The sequence below is a fragment of the Pseudomonas flavescens genome (assembly GCF_013408425.1).
GTDB classification, from domain to species: domain Bacteria; phylum Pseudomonadota; class Gammaproteobacteria; order Pseudomonadales; family Pseudomonadaceae; genus Aquipseudomonas; species Aquipseudomonas fulva_A.
Genome location: NZ_JACBYV010000001.1, coordinates 3,897,748 through 3,924,215, shown reverse-complemented (window position 1 = coordinate 3,924,215; position 26,468 = coordinate 3,897,748). Strand labels below are relative to the sequence as shown.

Below are 26,468 nucleotides of genomic sequence, written 5' to 3'. Positions count from 1 at the left end.
CAACGGCGCCCTCGGGCGCCGTTGTCGTATTCAGGATCGGCTCAAAGCGACAGGCGCATCGACAGGTCCACTGCCTTGACGTCCTTGGTCAGGGTACCGATGGATATGTAATCCACGCCGGTCTCGGCAATGCTGCGCAAGGTGGTCTCGTTCACGCCGCCAGAAGCCTCGAGCTTGGCGCGACCGGCATTGATGGTCACCGCGCGGCGCATGTCCTCGAGCGACAGCTCATCGAGCATGACGATGTCGGCGCCGGCAGCCAGGGCCTGTTCGAGCTCTTCCAGGCTTTCCACTTCCACTTCGACCGGTTTGCCGGGGGCGATCTTGCGTGCGGCAGCCACTGCGGCATCGATGCCTCCACACGCGGCGATGTGGTTCTCCTTTATAAGGAAGGCGTCGAACAGGCCAATTCGGTGGTTGTGGCAACCGCCCTGGGTCACTGCATACTTCTGCGCCAGGCGCAGCCCGGGCAGGGTCTTGCGGGTATCGAGCAGCTTCACGTCGGTACCCTGCACCCGTTCGGCGTAGTGCTGGCAGCGGGTCGCCACGGCCGACAGGGTTTGCAGGAAGTTCAGCGCACTGCGTTCGCCGCTGAGCAGGGCGCGCGCCGGACCCTCGAGATGAAACAGCGCCTGGTTCGGCGTTGCCCGTTGGCCGTCCTGCACCTGCCAGTGCACCGCGACGCGCGGGTCGAGCTGACGAAATACCTCATCCACCCAGGCGGTGCCGCAAATCACCGCGTCTTCCCGAGTGATCACCGTGGCATGGGCCAGGCGTGATTCGGGGATCAGTTGAGCGGTGATGTCGCCACTGCCGATGTCCTCGCGCAAACTGCGGCGGACATTGGCCTCGATTTCGGCGCGGAGCTCGGTGAGCAGTAGGTTCGGCATGGGGCCTCCGATTGGCTGAGGCGGGGATTATAGAGGCAATCTCGGTGAGTGTTACGTTCATCGGCTGAAAATGAACCCTGGCGGTCACACCCGGTCACATGCGCGAGCCTGGTGACGACTGCGTCCCGGGTACCTGTGACGCAGGTCATATCTGCAGGAATTTGCCTTGGTATCTCCTGCAGCATTCCTATAATGTTTTAATTCGGATGTATTGGCGTCATATCGTTGACGTTAATATGGCGCTCGCATTTCTGTTTGAGCTTGCTCCGCCAGCGCAGTGCGCAGGAGATCGTGATGAAAACCGATGCCAACGTAGTGCATCTGAACAAAATGGTTTCTGAAACGGCTCACCCCGCTGCCGGCAGGCTACCTGCGTCTCTTCTTCAGGTCCGCGATCGGGCTGCCACGCAGCTCAAGCAGGCCCTGCAGGCGTTGTTCGACAATGCCGATGACACCCTGTTCGACATGGCGGACCGCGCCACCAGCAACGCCGAACAGAATGCGTTCTTCGAAGCCATGCGTGACCTGCGCCTCAAGCGCAAAGGTATCGAGCGTGGCTTTCTGCAGAAGGTTTTCGAGTCCTTCGCCAGCTTGAATCAGTACGTGGTCGGCAAGCCGCCGTCACTCGACACGGTGTCTTTCGACAGCCTGTCACTCGTACAGAACGATGAGCTGGAAGAAACCGTCGCGCTGGATTCGATGATCGCCAAGGTATTGAGCCGCGACCACGTCGCCCTCACTCACCTCACCACGCGCCTCAATGCGGTCGTCAGCAAGAAGCTCGACGACAAGTCCAACCCCCTCGGACCGGTTTCGCTCAGCGAGCTGTTCCTCGATTCGTGCAGCGGGCTGGGTGTCGAGATCAAGGTCAAGCTGATCATCCTCAAACTGTTCGAGAAGTACGTGCTCAGTGGTCTGGAGCAGCTCTATGGCGATGCAAACGGCATTCTGGTCGAGGCAGGCGTATTGCCCGAGTTGAAGTCCGCGCCGCCTCGTCGTGCCGCCAGCCATAATCGACCGAGCCGCCACGACCAGGCGGAAAGCGTCGACCTGTCCTGCGCCGGTTATGGCGACGACGAAGTGCGTGAAGTTTTCAGTGCATTGCAGGAATTGCTGTCGCAGTCCCGGGAGAGCGTTTCGGTGCGTCGTCAGGCCCCGGCCAATGCCATGCCGATCTCCACCAACGACTTGATGCGCCTGCTGTCGCACATGCAACAGCGCGCGCCGATCCAGGCCCCGATGGATGTCGATCTGCGTGCTCAGCTCGAGCATCTGTTGACTCGCGCCAGTGCCAAGAGTGGCCGCGTGCGGGTAGTCGGCGAGGTCGATGAAGACGTCATCAACCTGGTGTCGATGCTCTTCGAATTCATCCTCGATGACCGCAGCCTGCCGGATTCGCTGAAAGCGCTGATCGCGCGCCTGCAGATCCCCATGCTCAAGGTCGCGGTCCTCGACAAGACGTTCTTCAGTCGCGGCAGCCATCCGGCGCGCCGCCTGCTCAACGAAATCGCCACTGCCGCCCTCGGCTGGGGTGAGCACGACCACAGCCAGCGTGACAGCCTTTATCAGAAGATCGAACAGGTCGTGCAGCGGCTGCTCAACGACTTTACCGATGATCCTGCGATCTTCTCCGAACTGCTGGCCGACTTCCTCGCCTTTACCGGTGACGAGCGTCGCCGTAGCGAGCTGCTCGAGCAGCGTACCCGTGATGCCGAAGAAGGCAGCGCCCGTGCCGAGCTGGCGCGTCGCGAGGTCGAGCACGCGCTGAACGAGCGGCTGTTGGGCAAGACGCTGCCAGAAGTGGTGGTGCGTCTGCTGCGTGAAGCCTGGAGCAAGGTGATGATGCTGACCTGCCTCAAGCACGGCACCGACTCCGAGCAATGGCATGCGTCCCTGGCCACCATGGACGACCTGATCTGGAGCGTGGAGCCCCACGAGAATCCGGAAGCGCGCCTGCGTTTGCTCGAGCTGGTGCCCGGCTTGCTCAAGGCGTTGCGTGAAGGGATGGCCAGTGCGGCGTTCGATCCTTTCTCTACCAGTGAGTTCTTCGGTCAGCTCGAAGCGCTGCACGTACAGGCTTTCCAGCGATTCAAGCGGGCCATGCCGGATGTCGAGCGCAGTGCGCCAACCGAATCCGATGACGTGCAGCGCACCGCACTCTCCGCCGTTGGCATCGAGTTGCCTCTACTGGAACTGCCGCCCGAGAGCGAAGAGGGCGTGTCGGCCATGGTCGAGGTGGTCGAAGAGATCGTGTTGCTGGCGCCGGGGCAAACTCGTGTCGAGGAAGAAGAGCCGATGCTCGCCGACGATGACGAGGCGCTGCTGCATGTCGATGCGCTGCGTGTCGGCAGCTGGGTCGAGTTTCAGGAAGACGAAGAGCACAAGGTTCGCTGCAAGCTGGCGGCGATCATCAAGCCGACCGGCAAGTACATCTTCGTCAACCGGACCGGTATGAAGGTGCTCGAGAAATCCCGCGTGGGCCTGGCTGTCGAGTTTCGCCGCAATGCCGTGCGCCTGCTGGATGATGCACTGTTGTTCGACCGGGCTCTTGAATCGGTGATCGGCAACTTGCGCCGACTCAAGAACGCCTGACCCTGGCGCATCGTTTTTCGCGTTCCCAGCGCGGATCTCCCTCTCGCGGCCTTGTCAGGCCGCGAGTCGTTTCTGGCGTCCGATCCTCCTTAACTTGCGCTGCAACGTTAACAGCCCCTAGAGTGTGCGCTCGTTCGGGGAGCACGTATGCACAAGCAACTCGAAGACGGCTGGTATCAAGGGATTCAGCACTGTCCTTCGCCCAATTTCAATGAGCGCCCGCAGGCTGAGATTTCCCTGTTGGTGATTCATAACATCAGCTTGCCGCCTGGCCAGTTCGGCACCGGGCAGGTGCAGGCGTTCTTCAGCAATTGCCTGCAAGCCGATGCCCATCCGTACTTCGCGGGCATCGCCAGCATGACGGTGTCAGCCCACTTTCTGATCGAGCGTGACGGTACCCTCGTCCAGTTCGTGTCGTGCCTGGATCGTGCCTGGCACGCCGGCGTCTCCTGTTTCGATGGCCGGGAAAACTGCAACGATTTCTCCGTGGGGATCGAGCTCGAAGGAACCGATCACCTGCCGTTCACGGATGCGCAGTACGCTGTGCTGACGGAACTGACCCGCGTGCTGCAGAGCGCGTACCCGGCGATCACCGTCGAGCGTATCTGCGGGCACAGCGATATCGCGCCTGGACGCAAGACCGATCCGGGCCCTGCATTCGATTGGGCTCGGCTGCGCCGCGCATTGATGACTGATAAGGAGGCATCATGAGTTTCCTGGTGTTGCTGCTGGTGCTGTGGATCGAAAAGTTTTCTTCATGGCGCCAACGTGTTCAGCACGACGAGCCTTGGCTGCGCGCCCTCGGGCGCCTGGAGCGCAGCGGCACCAGCAGTGATTCGCCGTGGCTGGCGATCGTGCTGCTGGTCGGTGTCCCGCTGCTTGTCGTCGCGCTGGTCCTCACGCTGCTGGCGCCACTGGCCTACGGCTGGCTGCTGCTGCCCGTGCACCTGCTGGTGGTGCTCTACAGCCTTGGCCGTGGCGATCTGCTGGCCGCTCTAGGGCCTTTTCGTGACAGCTGGCGGCGCGGCGATGGCGAGGCGGCCTACCTGGTCGCGCAGCGTGATTTGGGGGTCGACGGCGAGGGCGAAGCCACGCTGCTGCCTAACGTGCAGACGTTCATGGTCTGGCAGGCGTACCAGAGCTTTTTTGCGGTGATCTTCTGGTATGTCCTGCTAGGGCCTTTGGCTGCGCTGGCTTATCGGTTGCTGGCGTTGCTCGTCGAGCATGCTCAGTCCGATGCCCTGCGTGAGCGTGCGGCACAGTTGCGGCATGCCTTCGACTGGCTGCCGGTGCGTGTGCTGGCTGCCAGCTTCGCGCTGGTCGGCAATTTCATCGCCGTGAGCCGTGCTCTGCTCCATGAAGCCCTGAGCTGGGATATCTCGGCTGCCCAGCTGGCTTCCGGGGCCGCCCGCGCTGCCGCCGAAACGCCAGAGCCGCTATTGGGCGAAGCCGGTGTGGCAACCCTGGATAGCCTGTGGCAATTACTGGTGCGCACGGCAATTCTCTGGTTCGCTGCAATCGCCCTGTGGACACTACTGTTCTAAGCCTGCCAGCCGAACAGTTGCATGGCGTTGCGGCTGCTGGCCGCCGCCAGCGCCTCCGGGCCAACCCCGAGCAGCGGCGCCAGTTCACGGCAGATGTCCGGCAGGTGAGCGGGACTGTTGCGTCGGTTCGGGTGCATGGCCGGCGCCATGTCCGGTGAGTCGGTCTCGAGCACGATGGCATCCAGCGGCAGCCGCGCGATCACCTGGCGCAGGCGGTTGGCCTGGGGCCAGGTCGGCGCTCCGCCCAGGCCGAGCTTGAAGCCCAGCTTCAGGTACTCCCTGGCTTCCTCGTAGCTGCCGGCGAAGGCGTGGATGATCCCCGCACGGGGCAATCTGAAGCGCTTCAAGGCGGCGATCACCGGCGCATGGGCACGACGCACGTGCAGCAGTACAGGCAGCTCGAAGCGCTCGGCCAGAACCAGTTGCGCCTCGAAGAGTGACTGTTGGCGATCACGGTCCAGATCCTCCAGGTAGTAATCCAGGCCGAACTCGCCGATGGCGCAGAGCTTTTCATGGCCGTGCAGGCGCTGCAGCCAGTCCTGCATTGACTGAAGATCCTCGGCACGGTGCTGGTTCAGATAGACCGGATGCAGGCCGAAAGCCGCGTACAGCCCCTCATGTTGCTGCACCTGATCCCACAGGCGTTGCCAGTTGCCATGCTCGACGCCCAGTACCACCAGCCGCTCGACGCCGAGCGTGCGAGCCTGCGCCAGTACCTCGTTGCGGTCGTCGTCGAAGTCGGGAAAGTCGAGATGGGTGTGGGTGTCGATCAGTTGCATAGCGTTCTGCCGGGCAGGTGAACAGAGGATTGAACAGGGTTTGCATACACAGCGGCTGCAACATTCTGTGAGTCATTCACGCCGTTGGCCAGTCGAACCTCACAGGGACGGCGGTTGTGGGGATCGCCGAAAGCAAAGGGCGGCCGCATGATGCGTCTTCGCAAGATACTTGGCTGGTGCCTGGCCAGCCTGTTGTTGTTGATCGCAGCGCTGATGTTGTTTCTGGTGCTGTTTGACTGGAATCTGCTCAAGCCAACGATCAATTCGCGAGTGTCCGAAGCACTCAACCGCCCCTTCGCCATCGAAGGCAACCTGGCGGTGACCTGGCAGCGTGAGCGCGACGAGCCGGGGTTGCGTGCCTGGATTCCCTGGCCGCACGTGTCTGCCGAGCAGCTTAGCCTGGGTAATCCCGAGTGGGCCAAAGGGGATCACTTCGTCAGCCTGCAGCGTGTCGAGGCCAGTCTGTCGCCGTTGCCGCTGTTGTGGAAAACCGTATCCATCCCGCGCATTCACCTGACTGGCGCCGACGCGGCCTTGGAGCGGCTCGCCGACGGGCGTGACAACTGGACCTTCGATCTCGGCGAGCAGGAGCAGCCGGACGAGGAGCCCGCAGCCCCCTGGATCATGGACATCGGCACCATAGGTTTCGACAAGGCACAGCTGCGTTACGACGATCAGACCTTGCAGGCCAGCGTGAGTTTGCTGGTGCAGCCGCTCGGCGAGCCCATCGCGTTCGACGAAATCGTCGGCAAGACCGCCAGTCAACGGGACGAAGCCGTCGTGACGCCCCAGGATTACGCCTTCGCCTGGCAGGCCAAGGGGCGTTACAAGGGGCAGGCGCTGACCGGCAACGGCAAGATCGGCGGCCTGCTGGCGCTGCAGGATGCCCGCCAGCCGTTCCCGGTTCAGGCGGATGTGCGTGCTGGCACCACCCGTGTGCAGGTCGCCGGTACGTTGACCGATCCGAAGAACCTCGGTGCGCTCGATCTGCGCCTGCGGCTCTCCGGCGCCAGCCTCGGCAATCTCTATCCCCTGACCGGCGTGACGCTGCCGGATACCCCGGCTTACTCCACTGATGGCCGTCTGGTCGCGCAGTTGCAGGACCCCGATGGTCCGCTGTTCCGCTACGAGAAATTCAATGGGCGTATCGGTGACAGTGACATTCACGGCGACCTCACATTCGTGGCTCGCGAGCCGCGGCCCAAGCTGTCCGGTACGCTGGTCTCCAATCAACTGCGTTTCGCCGATCTGGCGCCGCTGATTGGTGCCGACTCGAATGCCGAGAAGAAAGAGCGTGGTGCCGCCAGCGTCCAGCCGGGCAACAAGGTGTTGCCGGTCGAGGCGTTCCAGACCGAGCGCTGGCGCGACATGGATGCCGACGTCAGTTTCACTGGCAAACGCATCGTGCACAGCGAGGAGCTGCCATTCACCGACCTGTTCACCCACGTGGTGCTCAATGCAGGCATGCTCAGCCTCGAGCCCCTGCGTTTCGGTGTGGCCGGCGGGCGCCTGGATTCCACGCTGCGTCTGGATGGTCGTGGTACGCCGCTCAAGGCTGAGGCGCAGTTGCGCGCCCGTAATTTCCGTCTGCGCCAGCTGTTCCCCAGTGTGGAAGTGATGCAGAGCAGCCTGGGGGCGCTCAATGGCGATGCGACGATCAGTGGCACCGGTAACTCAGTGGCGACCCTGCTGGGCAGTTCGGACGGTCGGGTCAAGCTGCTGATCAACGATGGGCGGGTCAGTCGCAACCTGATGGAGATCGCAGGGTTGAACGTCGGCAACTATGTGGTCGGCCGCCTGTTCGGTGATGACGATGTGGAGATCAACTGCGCGGCCGCCAACCTGAACATCAGACAAGGCGTGTTGAAGCCGGAGTTGATGGTGATCGACACCGAGAATGCTTTGATCGGTATCGACGGTACGGTGAATTTCGGCAACGAACAGCTCGACCTGACCATCACCCCGGAGTCCAAGGGCTTCCGGGTTTTCTCGCTGCGCTCGCCGCTGTACGTGCGCGGCACCTTCAAGGAGCCTCGACCGGGCGTGAAGGCCGGCCCGCTGGTGTTGCGCGGCGCCGGTATGCTGGCGCTGGGCGCGTTGGTGGCACCCGCTGCGGGGCTGGTGGCGCTGGTTGCGCCGAGCGGCGACCAACCCAACGAATGCGCGCCGCTCCTGGAGCAGATGCGTCAGGGAGCTAACCGTTGAAGCGGGTTTTCAGGTGCCGCTCGATAGCGTCCAGGCCGGGTTGATAGGCTCCGTCCAGGGCGTCGAGCAGGCGTTGGAACACCCGGTCGGCTATCCGCTCATGCTGCTGCGAGATGGCGTTGACCCGCATGGGCAGAAAGTCCAGTAGCTGGGCATCGCCGAAGGTGCCGAGGCGTAGGCGGCTGGTATCCATTTCCGGGTGTTCGTAGAGTGCGTCCAGCACACCTTCGAGCAGCACGTAGGCGGTGGTCACCAGTACGTCAGGCAGGGTGCCCTGCGCCATCAGCTCGCGCATCTGCCGGTGGCCCCACTGACGGCTGAACTGCTCGCCATGACTGACGCTGACCAATCCATCGAAATCCGCCAGTGCGTCGCGAAAGCCCTGTTCGCGGGCCCGGCTGATCGGCAGTTCCGGGCGGGCGCCGATCAGGGCGGCCTGGCGTGGCATCGGCTGTAGCAGGCTTTTGGTCAGCAACTCGCCAGCCTGACGATCATCGCTGATGACCGAATACAGGTGCATGGGGTCCAGCGCGCGGTCCACGGCAATCACCGGGGTGCCGGCCGCGATCAGCTGACGGTATTCGGGGGCGTCTTGAGGCAGGCAACTGGCGACGATCAGCGCGTCGCAACGGCGCGAGCGGAACAGCTCGAGCAGTTGTCGCTCGCTGTCCGGCCGATCATCGGAGCTGGCGATCAGCAACTGATAACCGGCATCTCGGGCGCGTTGTTCGAGCAGTTTGGCCAGGCGCGCGTAACTGGGGTTTTCCAGATCCGGGAGGATGAACCCGAGGCAGCGACTTTCCCCACGCCGCAGGCCGGCGGCCTGTGGGTTGGGACGATAGTCGTGCTTCTCCACCACTTCCAGCACCCGCTGAACGGTCGCCGCACTGATCCGGCGCTTGGCAGCCTGGCCATTGATCACGTAGCTGGCGGTGGTCAGCGATACGCCAGCCAGGCGGGCGATGTCGGTCAGTTTCAAGGTACGTCTCCTCTGGCGGACTTCAAGGATTACCGATTATCAGGTAACGTGCCAGCGCTAGATGAAACGATTCAGCAAACGAGTCGACTAAGCTAACAAGAATGTCCGCCAAGCCCGTGCACCGCGCCGGTCTTGCTCGAGGAGAAACGTCATGCTCGAACTACACCCTTCGCAGATCCAGATGGGCCGGCAGGCCGCGGACAAGCAACAGGCGCTGGCCGATCTGGCCGACAGCCTGGTCACCGACGGCCTGGTCGCGTCCGGCTATCTGGATGGCATGCAGGCCCGCGAACGGCAGGGCTCGACTTATCTGGGGCAGGGCATCGCCATTCCGCATGGCACGCCGGAAACCCGCGATCAGGTGTTCCAGACCGGCATGCGTCTGATCCAGTACCCCGAAGGCGTGGACTGGGGCAATGGCCAGCGTGTGTACCTGGCCATCGCGATTGCCGCACGCTCCGACGAGCACCTGCGTCTGCTGCAACTGCTCACCCGGGCGCTTGGCGAAGGTGACCTCAGCCAGGCGTTGCGCGAGGCTCAGGATGCAGATGCCATCCTTGCCCTGCTGCAGGGCGCCCCTCAGGAGTTGGCTCTCGATAGCCAGCTGGTTGGGCTCGGCGTCAACGCAGAAGATCTGGACGAGTTGGCCTGGCAAGGCGCCCGCCTGCTGAAGAAGGCCGGCTGCACGGCATCCGGCTTTTCCGGCAGCCTGGTTCAGGGCGAGCCGTTGCCCTTGGGTAACGGGCTGTGGTGGCTGAGCAGCGAGCAGGGCGTCGAGCGCCCGGGTCTGGCCTTCGTCACCCCGGCACGGCCGCTGCAGCAGGCTGGTCAGCCGGTAGCCGGACTGTTCTGTCTCGCCTGTCTGGGCGAGGGGCATCGCAAGGTGCTCGAGCGTCTCTGCGATCTGCTGATCGCCGGGCAGGGTGATGCCCTGGCGCACGCGACCACCAGCCGTGGCGTGCTTGAGGCGCTGGGCGCCGAGCTGCCTCCCGACTGGCCAGCGCTGCGCATCACCCTGGCCAACGCCCATGGTTTGCATGCCCGTCCGGCCAAGGCGCTGAGTGAGCTCGCGCAAGGTTTTAATGGTGACATCCGCGTACGTCTGGCCGAGGGGGCTGCGGTCGGCGTATCGGCCAAGAGTTTGAGCAAACTGCTGGCGCTCGGCGCCCGCCGCGGTCAGGTGCTGGAGTTCAGCGCCGAGCCCGCGATCGCTGACGACGCATTGCCGGCCATCGAGGCGGCTGTTCGTGCCGGTCTCGGTGAAGAGGTCGAGCCGCTACCCCCTGAGTCAGCCGAGCTGGTCGTCGATTCGCCGCCCTTGCCTGAAACTGATGCGGCGCCCAGCGCGCCGTCTGCCGGCACTCGCCTGCAAGCAGTCGCCGCGTCACCAGGTATCGCCAGCGGCCCGGCCTTCGTGCGCCGTGTGCCGCGCCTCGATTATCCCGCCGAAGGTGAGGGCGTCAGCGTGGAACGGGAGCGCCTGGATGCGGCTCTGCAGCATATCGACGGCGAGATTCAGCGGCTGGTCGAGCGTAGCCAGGAGGCCAGTGTGCGCGACATTTTCGTCACTCATCAGGCGATGCTGCGTGATCCGGCTCTGCGTGAGGACGTCGATGCCCGCCTGGCTGCGGGTGCCAGTGCGCAGGCTGCGTGGATCGGCGAGATCGAGGCGGCCGCGACCCAGCAGGAGTCGCTGCGTGACGCGCTGCTGGCCGAGCGAGCTGCCGATCTGCGTGATGTAGGCCGCCGCGTGCTGGCGCACCTCTGTGGTGTCGAGGCGCCTCAGGAACCCGCGGAGCCCTACATTCTCGTGATGGGCGAGGTCGGCCCTTCGGACGTCGCCAGCCTCGACCGTCAACGCGTCGCCGGTATCGTCACCGCTCGTGGTGGCGCTACCGCGCACAGTGCGATCATCGCCCGTGCCCTGGGGATTCCCAGCGTGGTCGGTGCCGGTGAAGGCCTGCTGGCCTTGCAGCAGGGCACTCGATTGCTGCTCGACGGTGACCGTGGTCAGGTCTGGGTCGCTCCGGACGATGCCACCCTGGCCCAGGCCGAGCGCGAGCGACAGGCCAGCGAGCAGCGCCGCGAACGTGCCCATGGCGAGCGTATGCACCCGGCGCGTACCCGTGATGGTCATGCAGTCGAGGTCGCCGTGAACATCGGCGCCAGTGGTGAAGCTGCCGCTGCGGTCGAGCTGGGCGCCGAGGCAGTGGGTTTGCTGCGCACCGAGCTGGTGTTCATGGATCACTCCCAGGCGCCGGACGTGGCGACCCAGGAGGCCGAGTACCGGCGTGTGCTCGATGCCCTGCAAGGCCGGCCGCTGGTCGTGCGTACGCTGGATGTCGGTGGTGACAAGCCCTTGCCTTACTGGCCGATGCCGGAGGAGGAAAACCCCTTCCTCGGTGTGCGCGGCATACGTCTGACCCTGCAACGCCCGGACATCATGGAAACCCAACTGCGCGCCTTGCTGCAGGCTGCCGATGGGCGCCCCTTGCGCATCATGTTCCCGATGGTCGGGCAAATCGAAGAATGGCGCGCGGCGCGCGCGATGGTCGAGACGCTGCGTCAGGAGATTCCGCTGGACGATCTGCAACTGGGCATCATGATCGAGGTGCCATCCGCTGCGCTGATGGCGCCGGTGCTGGCCCGTGAGGTGGACTTCTTCAGTATCGGCACCAATGACCTGACCCAGTACACCCTGGCCATCGACCGCGGCCATCCCACTCTGTCGGCCCAGGCCGATGGCCTGCATCCCTCGGTGCTGCGCCTGATTGGCATGACCGTCGAGGCTGCCCACGCCGAAGGCAAGTGGGTCGGTGTCTGTGGCGAGCTGGCCGCGGACATGCTCGCCATCCCGCTGTTGGTCGGTCTGGGCGTCGACGAGCTGAGCGTCGCCGCACGCAGCATCCCGCTGGTCAAGGCGCGGGTCCGCGAGCTGGACCTTCATCACAGCCAGGTGCAGGCACAGCAGGCCCTGACTCTGAGCAGCGCTGCCGCGGTGCGTGCGCTGGTCGAGGAGACACACTGATGGCGCGTATTCTCACCCTGACCCTGAACCCGGCGCTGGATCTCACCGTCAGCCTCGATACCCTGCAGCCCGGGGCGGTCAATCGCAGCCTGGGGATGACCAGTCATGCGGCGGGCAAGGGGCTCAATGTCTCCCAGGTCCTCGCCGATCTCGGCCACAAGGTCACCGTCAGCGGTTTTCTCGGCCAGGCCAATGCCGCGCCGTTCGAGCTGCTGTTCCAGCGTCGTGGTTTCATCGACGCATTCGTGCGAGTGCCCGGCGAGACCCGCAGCAACATCAAGCTCGCCGAGCGTGATGGCTGCGTCACCGATCTCAACGGCCCCGGGCCGGAAGTCGACGCGGCGCATCAGCAGCAACTGCTGGAGCAGCTGGAGCAGATCGCCGTGGGGCACGACGCTGTGGTCGTTGCTGGTAGCCTGCCGCGCGGTGTGACGATCGAATGGTTCGCTGCGCTGTTGCGTCGCCTGGTGAGCCTCGGCTTGCCGCTGGCGCTGGATACCAGTGGTGCAGCCTTGCGTGCCGGCTTGACGGCGGGACCCTGGTTGATCAAGCCCAATGAAGAAGAACTGGCCGAGGCTTGCGACCTGGCGTCGGCATCTCCCGAGCGCCTGGACGACGCCATCCGCCAGCTGCAGCAAGGCGGCATCGAGCATGTGCTGCTGTCGCGCGGCGCCCAGGGTGCTGACTGGTTCGGTCCCCATGGTGTGCTGCATGCGCAGCCGCCACAGGTCGAGGTGGTCAGCACTGTCGGTGCTGGCGACTCGCTGCTCGCCGCCACCTTGCACGGCCTGCTCAGTGAATGGCCTGCCGAGCGCACGCTGCGCCTGGCGACGGCGGTGGCCGCCCAGGCGGTCACGCAAATCGGATTCGGAATTCACGATCGGCAACAGCTCGCCCGCCTGGAAGCGGCGGTGGCTGTGACGTCGAAACAATAACAAGAGGTCGTTGCAATGAATGTGCTGATCATTACCGCCTGCCCCAACGGCCAGGTCACCAGCGTTCTGTGTTCGCGCCTGTTGCAGGCCGCTGCCGAGCGTCTGGGTTGGTCCACCCAGGTTGAGGTGCATGACCCCAAGGCGATCGGCTCGCCGCTGAGCGAAACCGATATCGCCGCAGCCGAACTGGTGCTGGTGGTGAAAACCGGCGAGCTGGATCTGCAGCGCTTCGTCGGCAAGCGCGTGGTGCAATCCACGCCGTCCGAAGCGCTGGCTGACCCGAAGCAGTTTCTGCTGATCGCTGCCGAACAGGCGCAGGTGCTCGAGAAGGCTGCGCCTGTGGCCACGGCCTCTTCCGGCGGCAAGCCGAAGCTGGTGGCGATTACCGCTTGCCCAACGGGTGTCGCCCACACCTTCATGGCTGCCGAAGCGCTGCAACAGGCTGCGGAGCAACTGGGTTATGACCTGAAGGTAGAAACCCGCGGTTCGGTGGGCGCGCGCAACCTGCTCGACGACGCCAGCATCGCCACGGCCGATGTGGTGTTGCTGGCCACGGATATCGAGGTCGAGACCGAGCGTTTCGCTGGCAAGAAGGTCTATCGTTGCGGCACCGGCGTCGCCTTGAAGCAGCCCAAGCAGACCCTGCAGAAGGCGCTGGCCGAGGGCGTGCAGCAGCAGGGGGCAGGGCAACCGCAAACTGCCGATGCCGGCAAGTCGGGCAGCAAGAGCGGGCCATACAAGCACCTGCTCACCGGCGTGTCGTTCATGCTGCCGATGGTCGTGGCCGGTGGTCTGTTGATCGCCCTGTCCTTCGTGTTCGGTATCGAGGCGTTCAAGCAGGAAGGCACCCTGCCTGCTGCGTTGATGAAAATCGGTGGTGAAGCGGCCTTCGCGCTGATGATCCCGGTACTGGCCGGTTACATCGCGTACTCCATCGCGGACCGTCCCGGGCTGGCGCCAGGGATGATTGGCGGTATGTTGGCCAGCGCCCTGGGTACCGGTTTCCTGGGGGGCATCATCGCCGGCTTCCTTGCGGGTTATCTGGCCCTGGCGCTGAATCGCTGGTTACGCCTGCCGCAGAGCATCGAGGCACTGAAGCCGATTCTGCTGATACCACTGCTGGCCAGCCTGGCCACGGGCCTGGCGATGATCTATGTGATCGGTACGCCGGTCGCCGGAATCATGGCTGCCTTGGAGGTGTTCCTGCAGAACATGGGCACCACCAATGCAATCCTGCTCGGACTGCTGCTCGGCGGCATGATGTGCGTGGACCTCGGTGGACCGATCAACAAGGCGGCCTACGCGTTTTCCGTCGGCCTGCTGGCATCGCAGAGTTATGCGCCGATGGCCGCGACCATGGCTGCCGGTATGGTGCCGCCCATCGGCATGGCCATCGCCACGGTTCTGGCCCGCCGCAAGTTCAGCCAGACCGAGCGCGAAGCCGGCAAGGCAGCCGGTGTGCTGGGGTTGTGCTTCATTTCCGAAGGGGCGATTCCCTTCGCCGCGAAGGACCCATTGCGGGTCATCCCCGCCAGCATCGCCGGTGGCGCACTGACCGGTGCGCTGTCGATGTACTTCGGCTGCAAGCTGATGGCGCCACACGGTGGCTTGTTCGTGCTGCTGATCCCCAACGCGATCAACCATGCGTTGCTGTATCTGCTGGCGATCGTGGCGGGCAGCCTGGTGACCGGGGTGGTCTACGCGCTGATCAAGCGCCCTGAGGTCGAAGCCCTGACGGTGGCTGCCAAGGCTTGAAAATGGCGCAGGGCATCCGCGGATGCCCTGCCCGTGGTTCAGCGTGTGCCGAAGACCACCATGGTCTTGCCTTTGACGTGCACCAGGCCCTGTTCTTCCAGGGCCTTGAGCACGCGCCCGACCATCTCCCGCGAGCAACCGACGATACGGCCGATCTCCTGACGAGTGATCTTGATCTGCATGCCGTCCGGGTGAGTCATCGCATCCGGTTGTTTGCACAGGTCGAGCAGGGTGCGAGCAACGCGACCGGTAACGTCGAGAAACGCCAGGTCACCCACCTTGCGGGTGGTGTTGCGCAGCCGCTCGGCCATCTGCGTACCCAGCGCGAAGAGAATGTCTGGATCCTGCAGGGTCAACTCGCGGAACTTGGCGTAGCTCAGTTCGGCAACTTCGCATTCGGTCTTGGCGCGAACCCAGGCACTGCGCTCTTTCTCCGCACCGTCCTTGCCGAACAGTCCCATCTCGCCGAAGAAGTCTCCGGGGTTGAGGTAGGCGATGATCATTTCGCGGCCGTCGTCGTCTTCGATCAGGATGGTGACCGAACCCTTGACGATGAAATACAGCGTTTCGCTGCGGTCACCTGCATAAATGATCGTGCTCTTGGCCGTATAACGACGGCGGTGGCAATGGGCGAGCAGTTTGTCGAAGTTTTTTACTTTGGGTGTAAGAGTGATTGCGACCATGCCTGAGTCCCGAATATAGAAAGATAAGCCTGGCAGACGTGTTAGATGAAGCCGCTCAGACCCAAGTGCTTGACTATCTCGCAAGGCAGATGCCAGCTCTCCAGTGCGTGAAACGATGTCCGAATCGTTTCGCAAACAGTGGATGCCCACATTTTTGCAGCGGAATATGGCGTTGCATGCAATGCGTTGTGATCGATAGCGCCCTGGTCAATATCTTGTTCTTATCGACTGATAACGATGTGTCGCGCTTCGATAAAGGGATTGTGCCACTAAAACGGCATCATCATGAACAGTGATACTTCCAGAGGAACTGTTTTGTGAGGTATTGCACGTTCCGCTTGTGAACTCTAGCAGCATCTGTGGCACCCGTCGTAAAAGTCGCCCTGTGATAAGCTTCCGGCCTTTTGAAGGAGGGGCGGCAACGATGAAAGCTCGCGTTCAATGGGCAGGCGAAGCGCTGTTTCTAGGCGAGTCGGGTAGTGGCCATGCTGTAGTGATGGACGGTCCGCCGGAGAATGGTGGCCGTAATCTGGGCGTGCGCCCGATGGAGATGTTGCTGATCGGCCTGGGCGGCTGCAGCAATTTCGATGTGGTGAGCATTCTGAAGAAATCTCGCCAGCCGGTGGAAAGCTGCGAAGCCTTTCTCGAAGCCGAGCGCGCCAGCGAGGATCCCAAGGTGTTCACCAAGATCCATCTGCACTTCGTGGTGAAGGGCCGTGGTTTGAAAGAGGCTCAGGTCAAGCGTGCGGTCGAGCTGTCTGCCGAGAAGTATTGCTCGGCTTCGATCATGCTTGGCCGTGCCGGTGTGGAAATCACCCACGATTACGAAATCGTCGAACTGGGTGCTTGAAGCAGAAGGGTGATCATTTATCGCCCTTCTGCTACTGATCAGATCCGATAGGTAGTCTTGGTCATGACCTTCGAAAGTAGTGTCATGCCCAGTTTGACCGGCGCCGGGAACCGCGCACCGCCGGCATCCAGCGCACTGTTGGCATGCTCCTGCTCGTCGCGGCGCATCTGTTCGAGGATGGCTCTGGATTTGCCATCTTCTTCGGGGATCTGTTCGAGGTGTTCGTCGAGGTGTTTGACCACCTGGTCTTCGGTTGCCGCGACAAAACCCAGGCTGACCCGGTCGCTGACCAGGCCGGCTACGGCACCAACGCCGAACGACAATCCATAGAACAGCGGATTCAAGACGCTCGGGTGGCTGCCCAGCTGGCGAATGCGTTGCTCGCACCAGGCCAGGTGATCGATTTCTTCATCCGCCGCATGCTCCATGGCCGCACGCACGCGTGGCAGCTTGGCGGTCAGTGCCTGACCCTGATACAGCGCCTGCGCGCAGACTTCTCCAGTGTGGTTGATGCGCATCAGGCCGGCGATGTGGCGAGTCTGTTTCGCGTCGAGCTGCGCCTCGGGTTCGACGATGGCTGGCGATGGACGGCTCGGCTGGCCACTGAAAGGCAGCAGCGTGCGCAGCGCCATGTCGGCTTGCAGCAGCAGGCGGTCGGCGGGCGAATAATGGCGGTCGTTGGCCATGAGGGTTCTCCGGCGAGGACATGAGCAGCCAGTCTACCGTAAATGGTCCGTCGTGTTCGGCGGCCTGCATCGGCACTGAGCGCAAACGTGTCGTGCCTCTCCAGTTGTGCATCCGGCTCTTGCCCGACGCTGTCGGTTGGCGGGAGTATGGGCTTGCCTCTGGGGCATAAGGAGTTGCTGTGAAGAACGATATTCACGACCTGGGATTGGTACTCGATTCCAAGGTCACGCTGGTGCTCATCGAATCATGGGATGAACGGCGGGTACTGGATACGCTGACCGGTCTGGCGGTACGCCGCGGCCTCGGCCTGCTCACCTGGTCGGTTACCGAAGGGCTGCAGCGCGCCGGCTTTGCCGGTGAGGCTTTCGCCGAAAGCGGCAGCAGCGAACCGGAAGCTGCGTTGCGGCTGATCAAGGCCGACCCTCAGGCAAACCTCTACGTGTTGTGCGACCTGCATCCCTTTCTGGTCGATAACCCCAAGCTGGTGCGCCTGCTCAAGGAAATCGCCATGGCCGATGGCAGCCAGGCGCCGACGGTGGTGCTGGTATCCCATGCCTGCAAGTTACCGCCAGAAGTGCAACGCTACGCGGCGCGTTTCAACCTGGCGTTGCCTGGGGAGGACGAACTGCTGGGGATCGTCCGTGATGAGGCCACGCGCTGGAGCGAGCGCAACCGCAATCGTCGTGTCCGCACCGATAACCGCACCCTGCAGCAGGTGGTGAAGAACTTGCGTGGCATGAGCCACGCGGAAGCACGGCTGCTGGCGCGCAACCTGATCTGCGATGACGGCGCCATCACCCAGGAAGACCTGCCGGAACTCAACAAGGCCAAGTTCGAGCTGCTCGACCTCGATGGCGTACTCAGTTACGAGTACGACACCGCGCGTTTCGCCGATGTGGGTGGCCTGAGCAACCTCAAGCGCTGGCTCGGCGAGCGGCAGCGAATCTTCTTCGACGGCACCGGTGTCGACCTGCCCAAGGGCGTGCTGCTGGTCGGCGTACAAGGCTCGGGCAAGAGCCTGGCGGCCAAGGCGGTAGCCGGGCTGTGGGGCTTGCCGCTGCTGCGCCTGGATTTCGCCTGCCTGTACAACAAGTTCTTCGGGGAAACCGAGCGCAATCTGCGCGAGGCACTGAAGCTGGCCGAGCAGATGTCGCCCTGCGTGCTGTGGGTCGACGAGATCGAGAAGGGCCTGGCAAGCGGCGATCAGGACGGCGGCGTCAGCCAGCGCGTGCTCGGTACGCTGCTGACCTGGATGGCCGAGCGCAAATCATCGGTGTTCATGGTCGCTACCGCCAACGTCATCGGTCGCCTGCCGCCCGAGCTGGTGCGCAAGGGGCGCTTCGACGAGTTGTTCTTCGTCGATCTGCCGGACCTGGAAACCCGCGCCGAGATCTTCCGTATCCATCTGCAACGCCGCGAGCTGGATGCCACGGCCTACGACCTGCCGCAGTTGGCGGCGGCAAGCAGCGGTTTTTCCGGTGCCGAGATCGAGCAGGTGGTGGTCAGCGCGCTGTACGCCTCTCAGGCGCAGCAGCAGTCCGTCGACCACGGCATGCTGTTGCGTGGCATCCAGGCCACGTCGCCATTGTCGGTGATCATGGCCGAGCCGCTGGCCGAGTTGCGGGAATGGGCGCGGGGGCGGACGGTCAGCGCAAATTGATGGGGTCGATCAGGCGCGGCCGAAACGTCGGTTGAGCCGCGCCGCGAATCGGCGCACCAGCAGTCGTGGGAAAAACCTTGGGGCCAGGGTCAGCAGGCGGTTGCGCCAGCCGGGGACGATGATCGCCTGGTTCTTGTCCAGGCCACGCACGGCTATCAGGGCAACTTCCTCGGCGCTGAGCATCAGCTTGCCGTTCTCCAGCGCGCTGGCATCGAGCTGAGCGTTGCGAAAGAACGCACTGCGCGTCGGCCCAGGGCAGAGCACCGACACCCTCACACCGTAAGGTCGCAGCTCCTCGCGCAAGCCTTCGGAAAAATGCAGCACGTACGCCTTGCTCGCGTAGTAATTGCTCATCCATGGCCCCGGCTGGAAAGCGGCTATCGACGCCACGTTGAGGATCTGCCCGCTGCCACGCCCTGCCATCACCGTGCCGATTGAGTGGCACAGGCGCGCGAGTGCCAGCACGTTCACTTCCAGCAGTTCCTGTTCGCGACTCCAGTCCTGGGCAACGAATGAGCCGGCGCTGCCGAGGCCCGCATTGTTCACCAGCAGCTCGATGACGAGACCGTTCTGCTCGAGTTCGTGCATCAGCCCGGATAACTGCAGGGGTTCACTGAGGTCGCAAACACGGAACAGGACTTCGACGGAGAAACGCTGTGTCAGCTCGTAGGCGATGCTTTCCAGGGCATCGCGCTGGCGAGCGATCAGAATCAGGTTACGCCCGCGGCGTGCCAATGCTTCGGCCAGGGCAAGGCCGATACCACTGGAGGCACCGGTGACCAGGGCATAGCGGGACATGGGGTTCTCCTGATGCTGTCCGTGACGGGCGTATAGCCTATCCGCAACAGGCCTGTCAGCGCTGCACTGGCAACGCCGGCAGGGAAAATAAATGCAGCGGTATCGATCAGGACCCGCTCACCACCTGGTCGAAGAACATACCGAACACCGCCAGGATGGCAAAACCGCTCAGGAACAGCGTCAGCAACCCGCCGACCATCAGAACGATGAACAGGCCGGCCAGCAGATTGACTGCCAGGCTGTTGGGTGGCGGTTCCGGGCCGAAGCGATTGCTGCCGACGGTGCCTGGTACCACCAGCATGATGATCCAGAATACGCTATTGACGATCGGCACCAAGTTGAGCAGCCACAGCCAGCCCGTCCAGCCCATGTCGTGCAGGCGCTGCACGCCGATCTGCACACTGATCACCAGCATGCCGATACTGACACCGATGACGAGAATGCCGCTCAGGGTTTCCGAGAGCAGCGCAACGGCCGACAGCGCGGCAACGACCGCCGCGAAGGCGAACATCAGCACCAGCGACCACGCCAGGTATCGCATGCGGCCGATACGGCCATTGAACGAAGCGACCTTCAGTTCGCCGACCTGGCCGGCCTGAGTGTCGATATTGGCACGAGGTGGGGTGTAGGGCGTGTGCTGTGCTGGCGATGCGCTCTGAGCCGGCTGCGCCGGGGTGCTTTCGGCCAGAGCCGCCTGCCGAGCCAGATACTTCTCGATGATCACGCCGCACGCGGAGCACTCGGGGGCGGTCATTTGTTGATGGCCGCATTTCGGGCAGTCCATCGGTTGCTGAGACTGTTCGGCAGGCGGTGCGCTGGCGGCCTTTTCCTCATCGGTTTCAACCAGGCTCAGTGCGGCGGCCAGGTCGGGCTCCTTGCGTGCTCGTGCGCCGGCACGCTGCAGCACGGTCAGATACTGGTCGGCTTCATCTTCAGCCAGGTCGCGCTTCAGGGCGATGGGCCCACGGCCGAACAGGGTGTCGATGCGCGCGCGGTCGCTCTTGAACAGGCTGGCCAGATTGGCCTTGACCGTGTCCATCGAGGTGTCGGGCATCAGGCTGCCATCGAAGACGATCTTGTAGCGGAGCTGGCTCATGCGAGCGTCCTTGTCTGCACGGGAGAGAATGGGCAGACCCTATCGCTCCCTCAGATCTTCGGCAAGTGGCCAAGGGCTACTTTCGCATGTGGCTGAGCGGTGGTTCTCAGCTTGCAGAAAGCTTCGACCGCATGGCCCGTCGGTATTCGTCATCCAGGCGAGCGATCAGCTCACCTGCTGACGGCAGGTCACTGATTCCGCCGACGCCCTGACCCGCCGACCAGACGGTCTTCCACGCCTTGGCTTCCTCGTCGAGCGGCTTGAGCTTGGCATCTGGGGGAGCGCCCCGCAGGGTGCGCAAATCGAAACCCGCTCGTTCCAGGCTCTGGCGCATGAAGCTGGCCGGTACGCCGGACACCGCAGGCGTGTGAATGATGTCGCTGGCCCGCGCCTCGATGATCATCTGCTTGTAGTCCTGCGCGGCGGCGCTCTCCTGGGTGGCGACGAAACGAGTGCCCATATACGCCAGGTCGGCCCCGAGTATCTGCGCAGCGAGCATTTCATGGCCGCTGTTGAGAGCACCTGCCAGCAGTACGGTCTTGTCGAAGAACTGGCGGATCTCCGCGATCAACGCAAAGGGACTCCAGGTCCCCGCATGGCCCCCGGCGCCCGCAGCGACCGCGATGAGCCCGTCGACACCCGCCTCGGCGGCCTTTTCCGCATGCCGGCGCGTGGTGACGTCATGAAAGACCAGGCCACCATAGGCATGTACGGCATCGACGACCTCTTTCACCGCACCGAGGCTGGTGATGATGATCGGCACCCGGTGGGCTGCGCAGATGGCCAGGTCCTGCTCCAGGCGCGGGTTGCTGGCATGGACGATCAGATTGACAGCGAAGGGGGCGCTATCCTGCTGCAGGCCCGCTTCGATTTCCTCGAGCCAGCTCTCGAAGCCTTTACTGTCACGCTGGTTCAGGGCGGGGAAACTGCCAACGATGCCGTTGTTGCAGCAGGCGGTTACCAGTGCAGGGTTGGAGACCAGGAACATCGGCGCGGCGACCAGCGGAAGGCGCAGGCGGTTTTCCAGCAGGGGGGGCAGGGACATTGAAGGCTCCTTGGCAGATCCTGTTCAGAACGGTTTGACCACCACCAGAATGACGATGGCGATCAGCAGCAATACCGGTACTTCGTTGAACCAGCGATAGAACACGTGACTACGCTTGTTCTCGCCACGGGCCAGGCGCTTGTACATGGCGCCGCAAACATGGTGGTAGCCCACCAGCAGCAGCACCAGTGTCAGTTTGGCGTGCATCCAGCCCTGGCTCATCCAGCCCGGCACCATCACCAGCAGGCCGATGCCGAGTGCGAGAGTGGCGATCATCGCCGGGGTCATGATCCCGCGATACAGTTTGCGCTGCATGGTGCTGAAGCGTTCACGGCTTGGCGCGTCCTCGCTCATGGCGTGGTACACGAACAGACGTGGCAGGTAGAACAGACCGGCAAACCAGCAGACCATGGCGACGATATGCAGAGCTTTGATCCACAGGTAGAGCATTGCCGTTCCTCTCGGTAATAAGTGCTTCGATACTAGTGCCCATGGTCTCAATAGTCATCAAGACGGTTGGCCGCAGGCAGATCGGCCTTTATGATCGTCATCTCTTAGCATTCTCGAGGCACCCGATGCCCGCATCCGCCTTCACTCCGACAATACTGCCTGCTCGCCGTCGCAGCCTGCGCGGGCGGCTTGCCTGATGTCGGGTTGGGAAGTCCGCCCCAGTAATCGCGCCCATGAACGGCGTCTTCGTGTTGCGTTGGTCCTCCTGCTGATGGCCGTGCCCAGCGCTTTCTATCTGGGAAGCTGGTGGCAGGCCAGGGCGACGCAGGAGCAGGGCGTCGAAGCGCAGGCGATGCAGGTTCGCCTGGACGAACAGGCGCGGGAGCTCGACGAGCTGCGTCAGCGCATGGCGGTGCTCAGCAGCGGCGAGCAACTGGCTCAGCAGTCCAATGAGCAGAGTCGTCTGAATATCAAGTTGCTCGAAGAACAGAACTTCAAGCAGCAACAGGAGCTAGCCTTCTATAAGGGAGTATTGGCTCCGGACAGCCGCGTCGATGGGCTGCTCATCCGCAGTGTCGACATCCATCCCACTGAGCAGGCGGGGTTGTTCCGCTTCAAGATCATGCTCAGTCGGGTCGGCAAGGATGACAAACCCTTGCAAGGGCGTTTGCATGTGCAGGTGGATGGGCGCCAGGCAGGCAAGGCGAAAAGCCTGCAGTTAGGGCAATTGAGCGGCGATTTGCCAGAGGGGTCGACCGACCAGTCGATTCCATTCGCCTTCAAGCACCTGCAGGCGATTCCGGAAGGCGGACGTCTCGGCGAGCTGCAGCTCCCCGAGGGGTTCGAGCCGAAGCAGATACGTATCAAGGCCGATGTCGAGGGTGGCAAGCCCGTCGAGCGTCAAATCGAATGGACTGACTGATAAGTGATGGTTCGCGATGTGGAATAAAGGCAAAGGCAAGGCAGACATGCAGCGTTTCACTGGCAAGACCAGCCTGATCGCCGCAGGCGCGGCATTTCGCGGTGATCTGGAGTTTCAGGGGGCCGTGCAGATCGATGGCAGGGTGCTTGGCGATATTCGCACCGAGGAAGGCCTGGTGCGGGTCAGTGTCGATGGCCAGGTTGAAGGTGAAGTGCGAGCCCCCCATATAGTGATCGATGGCGAGATCATCGGTGATGTCTACGCCACTCAGCACGTCGAGTTGGGGCCTAAGGCTCGGGTGCGCGGCAACCTCTACTACGGCCTGATGGAAATGGCCATGGGGGCGCAGGTCGAGGGTGGTTTGCGGCCGATCAAGGAACAGGGTAGACCGTTGGAGCTACCGGAGAGCGTGGACGACGTAGAATAGTTGACCGCTTTTCTAGGGTAAGCGGATAATGTAGCGCTACAACGCAGTATGGCGCCTGGCGCCGGGAGAGAAACATGAGCGTCGAAACCTTCACCCCCACCGCAGCGATGCAGTTCACGCAAGGGGCGGCAAGCAAGGTTAAGAACCTGGTTGATGAAGAGGGCAACCCGCGTCTGAAGCTGCGCGTATTCGTCACTGGTGGCGGCTGCTCCGGTTTCCAGTACGGTTTTACCTTCGATGAAGACGTTGCCGATGATGACACCATCATCGAGCGCGAAGGTGTCGCTCTGGTCGTCGATCCGATGAGTTTTCAGTATCTGGTAGGCGCCGAAGTTGATTATCAGGAAGGCCTGGAAGGATCGCGTTTCGTGATCAAGAACCCCAATGCGACCACCACCTGTGGCTGCGGGTCTTCGTTCTCGATCTGACCCGCCTTGCCATACACGAAAACGCCGCGCATTTGCGCGGCGTTTTTCGTTCTGGGCGTTGGTTCTAGGCCGGGTAGATGGCGCCAAGGATTCTTGGCCCCCGGGCGCCGGTAACCTCTGGACGATTGGCCGGGATCCCGTTGAGGCAGCAGTGGGCCAGCCAGGCGAATGCCATGGCCTCTACCCAGTCAGCCGGCACGCCGTGATCGTCCGTGCTGCTGACCCGAGCGCCCGGCAGCAGCGCCTGCAAGCGCTCGATCAATGTCCTGTTGTGAGCGCCGCCGCCGCACACCAGCAGTTCGCTGCAATGTGGCTGAGCCTGTTGCAGTGAAGAGGCGATGCTCGTTGCGGTCAGTTCGAGCAGCGTGGCCTGCACGTCTTCTACCTTGTAGATGGGCTGTCTTGCCAGCTGTTCCATCAACCATGGCAGGTTGAACAGCTCGCGGCCGGTGCTTTTCGGGCCTGTGGCCTGGAAGAAGGGATCGCCGAGCAGCGCGCTGAGCAAGCCATCCTGCACCTGGCCGCTGGCCGCCCATGCGCCGTCGCGGTCATAGGCATGCCCTTGATGATGCTGAATCCAGGCGTCCATCAATACGTTGCCAGGGCCGCAATCGAAACCCAGCGCTGGCTTTCCTTCTTCCAGCAGGCTCAGGTTACTGAAACCGCCCACGTTGAGGATCGCCCTTGCCGCGTCACGGCTGGCGAACAGCGCCTCGTGGAATGCCGGCACCAGCGGTGCGCCCTGGCCGCCCGCCGCGACATCGCGGCGACGGAAGTCCGCCACCACGCTGATTCCGGTCAGTTCGGCGAGCAGTGCGGCATTGCTGATCTGGATGGTGAAACCCCGTGCCGGCTCATGGCGCACGGTCTGGCCATGGCTGCCAATAGCGCGGATGGCTTGCGGTTGCAGATTCTGTTCGGCCAATAGGCTATGCACGCCTTCGGCGACCAGATGCGCCCATTGCTGCTCGGCGACGGCTGCACGCGCGAGCTCGTCCGGGCCAGAGCTGCAGAGTGCCAGCAACTGTTCACGGAGCGCGTCGGGGAGGTGCTGGTAATGATGAGCGAGCAGCCTGGTGTGCTCGCCTTGTTCGATAAGGGCGATGTCCAGCCCGTCGAGACTGGTGCCGGACATCACGCCAAGGTAGAGCATCGGCTTAACGCTTGTTCAGCGCGAGCATGGTGGCTTTTTCCTGATCCATGCGCGCCATCAGCGGCTTGCTCATCTGCAGGAAACGTTGTTTTTCCTGGCGAGCGATCGGGTCGGACATGGGCAGCTTCTGGCTCAGCGGGTCCACGTGAGTGCCGTTGACCTGAAACTCATAGTGCAGGTGCGGCCCGGTGGACAGGCCGGTCGTACCGATGTAGCCGATGATCTGGCCCTGCTTGACGCTGCCGCCGGTACGTACGCCTTTGGCGAAACCCTGCATGTGTGCATAGAGGGTACGGTAACGGCTACCGTGCTGCAGTACGACGGTGTTGCCGTAACCGCCCTTGCGGCCTGCGAGGATCACCTTGCCGTCACCGGCCGCTTTGATCGGAGTGCCGCGCGGGGCTGCGTAATCCACGCCTTTGTGGGCGCGAATCTTGTTGAGGATCGGGTGCTTGCGGCCGTTGGAGAAGCGCGAGCTGATGCGGGCGAAGTCCACCGGGGTACGGATGAATGCCTTGCGCATGCTGTTGCCATCGGCATCGTAGTAGCTGACGTTGCCCTGCTTGTCGGTGTAACGCACGGCAGTGTAAGTCTTGCCGCGGTTGGTGAAGCGCGCGGAAAGAATGTTGCCGGTACCAACGGACTTGTCGGCAACGACCTTCTCCTGGTAGATGACTTCGAATTCGTCGCCCTGGCGAATATCCATGGCGAAGTCGATGTCGTAGCCAAAAATGTTGGCCAGATCCATGGTCAGATTGTGCGACAGACCGGCGCGCTTCGCGGACACGAACAGCGAGCTGTTGATTACCCCGTGAGCGTAGGAATCACGTACGTCCGGCTTGACCAGCTCGCGCTTGAAGTCGTAGCCCTTTTCCGTCTTGTTCAGGCTGACGCTTTCCAGGTCGCTGAGCTTGCTGTGCAGGCTTTCCAGCTGACCGTCTTCGCTGAGCTTGAACTGCAGCTCCTGGCCGACCTTGAGGCGGCTCAACTGCTTGGCGTCCTTGCTGCTGTTTATCACGTCATGCAGGGTGTTGGCCGACAGGCCGACCTTGCTGAATACCGTGGAAAGCGTATCGCCATTGGCCACAGCAACGGTTTTGCTGAGAGGATCTTCCGGCGGCTGTTCGGCTACCTGGGGCTCGGCTTCCAGCTCGGCGTTCTGGGTGTCTTCGTTGCCTTCAATTTGCGCGAAGGGCGATTCATCGGCAGGTTGATCCTGTGCCACGTCTGCCGGAGGCGTCGGCAGGTTCTGCTGTACCTGTTCCGAGCCGTTGTCCATGTCGAGATTGAGAAAGGTCTTTTTCGCTTCTACTTCCCGGGAAGGGAACACCAGGAGGGCCAGGCTGAGCAGTGCGGCTACGCCGCTCGCTGCAATGATGTGGGTTTTGGGATAGAGCGGCGGCGCTTTAGTTGTCGAGGTCATAGGGCTGCTTTTTTTGAAGTGAAAAGATGAAGAGGAAAAGAAGATACTGATGAATATGCAGTAACTGTATAAAATATAACCAAATCCACCTTGAGGCAACCCTGAAGGTGATGGCTGGTAAGCCTGTGGCTTTACGCTG

At 62.8% G+C, this 26,468-nt stretch carries 23 protein-coding genes; 12 read left to right on the top strand and 11 right to left on the bottom strand.

Annotated elements, in window-relative coordinates; translation table 11 throughout:
• Window positions 1-41: 41 nt before the first annotated feature.
• Window positions 42-890: a carboxylating nicotinate-nucleotide diphosphorylase gene (nadC, locus tag FHR27_RS17635; RefSeq protein ID WP_042554310.1), complete on the bottom strand. Its 849-nt coding sequence runs from the start codon at window positions 888-890 to the stop codon at window positions 42-44.
• Window positions 891-1,184: 294 nt separating this feature from the next.
• On the opposite strand from nadC, the gene FHR27_RS17630 reads away from it, so the two are divergent.
• The 3 genes from FHR27_RS17630 to ampE all read left to right on the top strand — a co-directional run bounded on the left by FHR27_RS17630 (window position 1,185) and on the right by ampE (window position 5,026).
• Entirely contained in the window at window positions 1,185-3,482 is a 2,298-nt protein-coding gene (locus tag FHR27_RS17630) for a DUF1631 domain-containing protein (protein WP_179539165.1), read from the top strand.
• A 147-nt stretch (window positions 3,483-3,629) separates the two neighbouring features.
• Window positions 3,630-4,193 (top strand): 1,6-anhydro-N-acetylmuramyl-L-alanine amidase AmpD, encoded by a 564-nt coding sequence (gene ampD, locus FHR27_RS17625; RefSeq protein WP_042554312.1) that lies wholly within the window; start codon window positions 3,630-3,632, stop codon window positions 4,191-4,193.
• Window positions 4,190-5,026, top strand: a complete 837-nt coding sequence (gene ampE, locus FHR27_RS17620) for a regulatory signaling modulator protein AmpE (RefSeq protein WP_042554313.1) — start codon at window positions 4,190-4,192, stop codon at window positions 5,024-5,026. The genes ampD and ampE overlap by 4 nt, the downstream gene beginning before the upstream one ends.
• Here ampE and FHR27_RS17615 read toward each other — a convergent pair.
• Window positions 5,023-5,805 (bottom strand): TatD family hydrolase, encoded by a 783-nt coding sequence (locus tag FHR27_RS17615; protein ID WP_179539164.1) that lies wholly within the window; start codon window positions 5,803-5,805, stop codon window positions 5,023-5,025. The genes ampE and FHR27_RS17615 overlap by 4 nt on opposite strands.
• 147 nt (window positions 5,806-5,952) lie before the next feature.
• Here FHR27_RS17615 and FHR27_RS17610 point away from each other — a divergent pair, with 147 nt between their 5' ends.
• On the top strand, window positions 5,953-8,010 hold the full coding sequence (locus tag FHR27_RS17610) for an AsmA family protein (RefSeq protein ID WP_179539163.1): 2,058 nt from the start codon (window positions 5,953-5,955) through the stop codon (window positions 8,008-8,010).
• On the opposite strand, the gene cra is transcribed toward FHR27_RS17610, so the two are convergent.
• Window positions 8,000-8,989, bottom strand: a complete 990-nt coding sequence (gene cra, locus FHR27_RS17605; RefSeq protein WP_179539162.1) for a catabolite repressor/activator — start codon at window positions 8,987-8,989, stop codon at window positions 8,000-8,002. The two genes, FHR27_RS17610 and cra, sit on opposite strands and share 11 nt — an antisense overlap.
• Window positions 8,990-9,140: 151 nt before the next feature.
• On the opposite strand from cra, the gene ptsP reads away from it, so the two are divergent.
• From ptsP to FHR27_RS17590, 3 genes are read left to right on the top strand one after another with little or no spacing between them, the layout of a single operon-like run.
• Window positions 9,141-12,017 (top strand): phosphoenolpyruvate--protein phosphotransferase, encoded by a 2,877-nt coding sequence (gene ptsP / locus FHR27_RS17600; protein ID WP_179539161.1) that lies wholly within the window; start codon window positions 9,141-9,143, stop codon window positions 12,015-12,017.
• Window positions 12,017-12,952, top strand: coding sequence for a 1-phosphofructokinase (gene pfkB / locus FHR27_RS17595; protein WP_042554318.1), 936 nt, complete (start codon window positions 12,017-12,019; stop codon window positions 12,950-12,952). Before ptsP ends, pfkB begins: the two co-directional genes overlap by 1 nt.
• Before the next feature lie 15 nt (window positions 12,953-12,967).
• The gene (locus FHR27_RS17590) at window positions 12,968-14,707 is read left to right on the top strand and encodes a PTS fructose-like transporter subunit IIB (RefSeq protein ID WP_179539160.1); all 1,740 of its coding nucleotides are present in this window, start codon (window positions 12,968-12,970) and stop codon (window positions 14,705-14,707) included.
• Window positions 14,708-14,745: 38 nt separating this feature from the next.
• On the opposite strand, the gene crp is transcribed toward FHR27_RS17590, so the two are convergent.
• Window positions 14,746-15,390, bottom strand: a complete 645-nt coding sequence (crp, locus tag FHR27_RS17585; protein WP_042554320.1) for a cAMP-activated global transcriptional regulator CRP — start codon at window positions 15,388-15,390, stop codon at window positions 14,746-14,748.
• Window positions 15,391-15,814: 424 nt separating this feature from the next.
• Between crp and FHR27_RS17580 the strand changes: the two genes are divergently transcribed.
• On the top strand, window positions 15,815-16,240 hold the full coding sequence (locus FHR27_RS17580) for an OsmC family protein (RefSeq protein ID WP_042554321.1): 426 nt from the start codon (window positions 15,815-15,817) through the stop codon (window positions 16,238-16,240).
• Between the two features lie 38 nt (window positions 16,241-16,278).
• Here the strand turns inward: FHR27_RS17580 and coq7 are convergent, their stop codons facing one another.
• Entirely contained in the window at window positions 16,279-16,926 is a 648-nt protein-coding gene (coq7, locus tag FHR27_RS17575; protein ID WP_042554322.1) for a 2-polyprenyl-3-methyl-6-methoxy-1,4-benzoquinone monooxygenase, read from the bottom strand.
• A gap of 179 nt (window positions 16,927-17,105) precedes the next feature.
• Between coq7 and FHR27_RS17570 the strand changes: the two genes are divergently transcribed.
• Window positions 17,106-18,587, top strand: coding sequence for an AAA family ATPase (locus FHR27_RS17570; RefSeq protein ID WP_179539159.1), 1,482 nt, complete (start codon window positions 17,106-17,108; stop codon window positions 18,585-18,587).
• Window positions 18,588-18,596: 9 nt separating this feature from the next.
• Here the strand turns inward: FHR27_RS17570 and FHR27_RS17565 are convergent, their stop codons facing one another.
• The 4 genes from FHR27_RS17565 to hemJ all read right to left on the bottom strand — a co-directional run bounded on the left by FHR27_RS17565 (window position 18,597) and on the right by hemJ (window position 21,976).
• Window positions 18,597-19,385, bottom strand: a complete 789-nt coding sequence (locus tag FHR27_RS17565; protein ID WP_179539158.1) for an SDR family NAD(P)-dependent oxidoreductase — start codon at window positions 19,383-19,385, stop codon at window positions 18,597-18,599.
• Window positions 19,386-19,491: 106 nt separating this feature from the next.
• Window positions 19,492-20,481, bottom strand: coding sequence for a DUF805 domain-containing protein (locus FHR27_RS17560; RefSeq protein ID WP_042554325.1), 990 nt, complete (start codon window positions 20,479-20,481; stop codon window positions 19,492-19,494).
• A gap of 106 nt (window positions 20,482-20,587) precedes the next feature.
• Complete coding sequence (locus FHR27_RS17555) at window positions 20,588-21,526, bottom strand: NAD(P)H-dependent flavin oxidoreductase (protein WP_042554326.1); 939 nt, start codon at window positions 21,524-21,526, stop codon at window positions 20,588-20,590.
• Between the two features lie 24 nt (window positions 21,527-21,550).
• Complete coding sequence (hemJ, locus tag FHR27_RS17550; protein WP_042554327.1) at window positions 21,551-21,976, bottom strand: protoporphyrinogen oxidase HemJ; 426 nt, start codon at window positions 21,974-21,976, stop codon at window positions 21,551-21,553.
• A 271-nt stretch (window positions 21,977-22,247) separates the two neighbouring features.
• Between hemJ and FHR27_RS17545 the strand changes: the two genes are divergently transcribed.
• The 3 genes from FHR27_RS17545 to erpA all read left to right on the top strand — a co-directional run bounded on the left by FHR27_RS17545 (window position 22,248) and on the right by erpA (window position 23,753).
• Window positions 22,248-22,898, top strand: coding sequence for a DUF6776 family protein (locus FHR27_RS17545; RefSeq protein ID WP_231570167.1), 651 nt, complete (start codon window positions 22,248-22,250; stop codon window positions 22,896-22,898).
• Window positions 22,899-22,914: 16 nt separating this feature from the next.
• Complete coding sequence (locus tag FHR27_RS17540; protein ID WP_179539157.1) at window positions 22,915-23,325, top strand: bactofilin family protein; 411 nt, start codon at window positions 22,915-22,917, stop codon at window positions 23,323-23,325.
• Between the two features lie 74 nt (window positions 23,326-23,399).
• Complete coding sequence (gene erpA, locus FHR27_RS17535) at window positions 23,400-23,753, top strand: iron-sulfur cluster insertion protein ErpA (RefSeq protein ID WP_042554330.1); 354 nt, start codon at window positions 23,400-23,402, stop codon at window positions 23,751-23,753.
• Window positions 23,754-23,817: 64 nt separating this feature from the next.
• On the opposite strand, the gene FHR27_RS17530 is transcribed toward erpA, so the two are convergent.
• Together FHR27_RS17530 and FHR27_RS17525 are read right to left on the bottom strand one after the other, a co-directional pair.
• On the bottom strand, window positions 23,818-24,906 hold the full coding sequence (locus FHR27_RS17530) for an anhydro-N-acetylmuramic acid kinase (RefSeq protein WP_179539156.1): 1,089 nt from the start codon (window positions 24,904-24,906) through the stop codon (window positions 23,818-23,820).
• 4 nt (window positions 24,907-24,910) lie between these two features.
• On the bottom strand, window positions 24,911-26,329 hold the full coding sequence (locus FHR27_RS17525) for a peptidoglycan DD-metalloendopeptidase family protein (protein ID WP_042554332.1): 1,419 nt from the start codon (window positions 26,327-26,329) through the stop codon (window positions 24,911-24,913).
• Window positions 26,330-26,468: the final 139 nt, after the last annotated feature.

Coding starts and splice junctions, on each gene's coding strand:
- hemJ (WP_042554327.1), bottom strand. CDS start 21,976: ATGCTCTACCTGTGGATCAAAGCTCTGCATATCGTCGCCATGGTCTGC.
- FHR27_RS17555 (WP_042554326.1), bottom strand. CDS start 21,526: ATGTCCCTGCCCCCCCTGCTGGAAAACCGCCTGCGCCTTCCGCTGGTC.
- FHR27_RS17615 (WP_179539164.1), bottom strand. CDS start 5,805: ATGCAACTGATCGACACCCACACCCATCTCGACTTTCCCGACTTCGAC.
- erpA (WP_042554330.1), top strand. CDS start 23,400: ATGAGCGTCGAAACCTTCACCCCCACCGCAGCGATGCAGTTCACGCAA.
- FHR27_RS17630 (WP_179539165.1), top strand. CDS start 1,185: ATGAAAACCGATGCCAACGTAGTGCATCTGAACAAAATGGTTTCTGAA.
- ampE (WP_042554313.1), top strand. CDS start 4,190: ATGAGTTTCCTGGTGTTGCTGCTGGTGCTGTGGATCGAAAAGTTTTCT.
- FHR27_RS17530 (WP_179539156.1), bottom strand. CDS start 24,906: ATGCTCTACCTTGGCGTGATGTCCGGCACCAGTCTCGACGGGCTGGAC.
- crp (WP_042554320.1), bottom strand. CDS start 15,390: ATGGTCGCAATCACTCTTACACCCAAAGTAAAAAACTTCGACAAACTG.
- coq7 (WP_042554322.1), bottom strand. CDS start 16,926: ATGGCCAACGACCGCCATTATTCGCCCGCCGACCGCCTGCTGCTGCAA.
- FHR27_RS17525 (WP_042554332.1), bottom strand. CDS start 26,329: ATGACCTCGACAACTAAAGCGCCGCCGCTCTATCCCAAAACCCACATC.
- FHR27_RS17560 (WP_042554325.1), bottom strand. CDS start 20,481: ATGAGCCAGCTCCGCTACAAGATCGTCTTCGATGGCAGCCTGATGCCC.
- FHR27_RS17540 (WP_179539157.1), top strand. CDS start 22,915: ATGTGGAATAAAGGCAAAGGCAAGGCAGACATGCAGCGTTTCACTGGC.
- FHR27_RS17590 (WP_179539160.1), top strand. CDS start 12,968: ATGAATGTGCTGATCATTACCGCCTGCCCCAACGGCCAGGTCACCAGC.
- ptsP (WP_179539161.1), top strand. CDS start 9,141: ATGCTCGAACTACACCCTTCGCAGATCCAGATGGGCCGGCAGGCCGCG.
- FHR27_RS17610 (WP_179539163.1), top strand. CDS start 5,953: ATGATGCGTCTTCGCAAGATACTTGGCTGGTGCCTGGCCAGCCTGTTG.
- pfkB (WP_042554318.1), top strand. CDS start 12,017: ATGGCGCGTATTCTCACCCTGACCCTGAACCCGGCGCTGGATCTCACC.
- FHR27_RS17580 (WP_042554321.1), top strand. CDS start 15,815: ATGAAAGCTCGCGTTCAATGGGCAGGCGAAGCGCTGTTTCTAGGCGAG.
- ampD (WP_042554312.1), top strand. CDS start 3,630: ATGCACAAGCAACTCGAAGACGGCTGGTATCAAGGGATTCAGCACTGT.
- nadC (WP_042554310.1), bottom strand. CDS start 890: ATGCCGAACCTACTGCTCACCGAGCTCCGCGCCGAAATCGAGGCCAAT.
- FHR27_RS17565 (WP_179539158.1), bottom strand. CDS start 19,385: ATGTCCCGCTATGCCCTGGTCACCGGTGCCTCCAGTGGTATCGGCCTT.
- FHR27_RS17545 (WP_231570167.1), top strand. CDS start 22,248: ATGGCCGTGCCCAGCGCTTTCTATCTGGGAAGCTGGTGGCAGGCCAGG.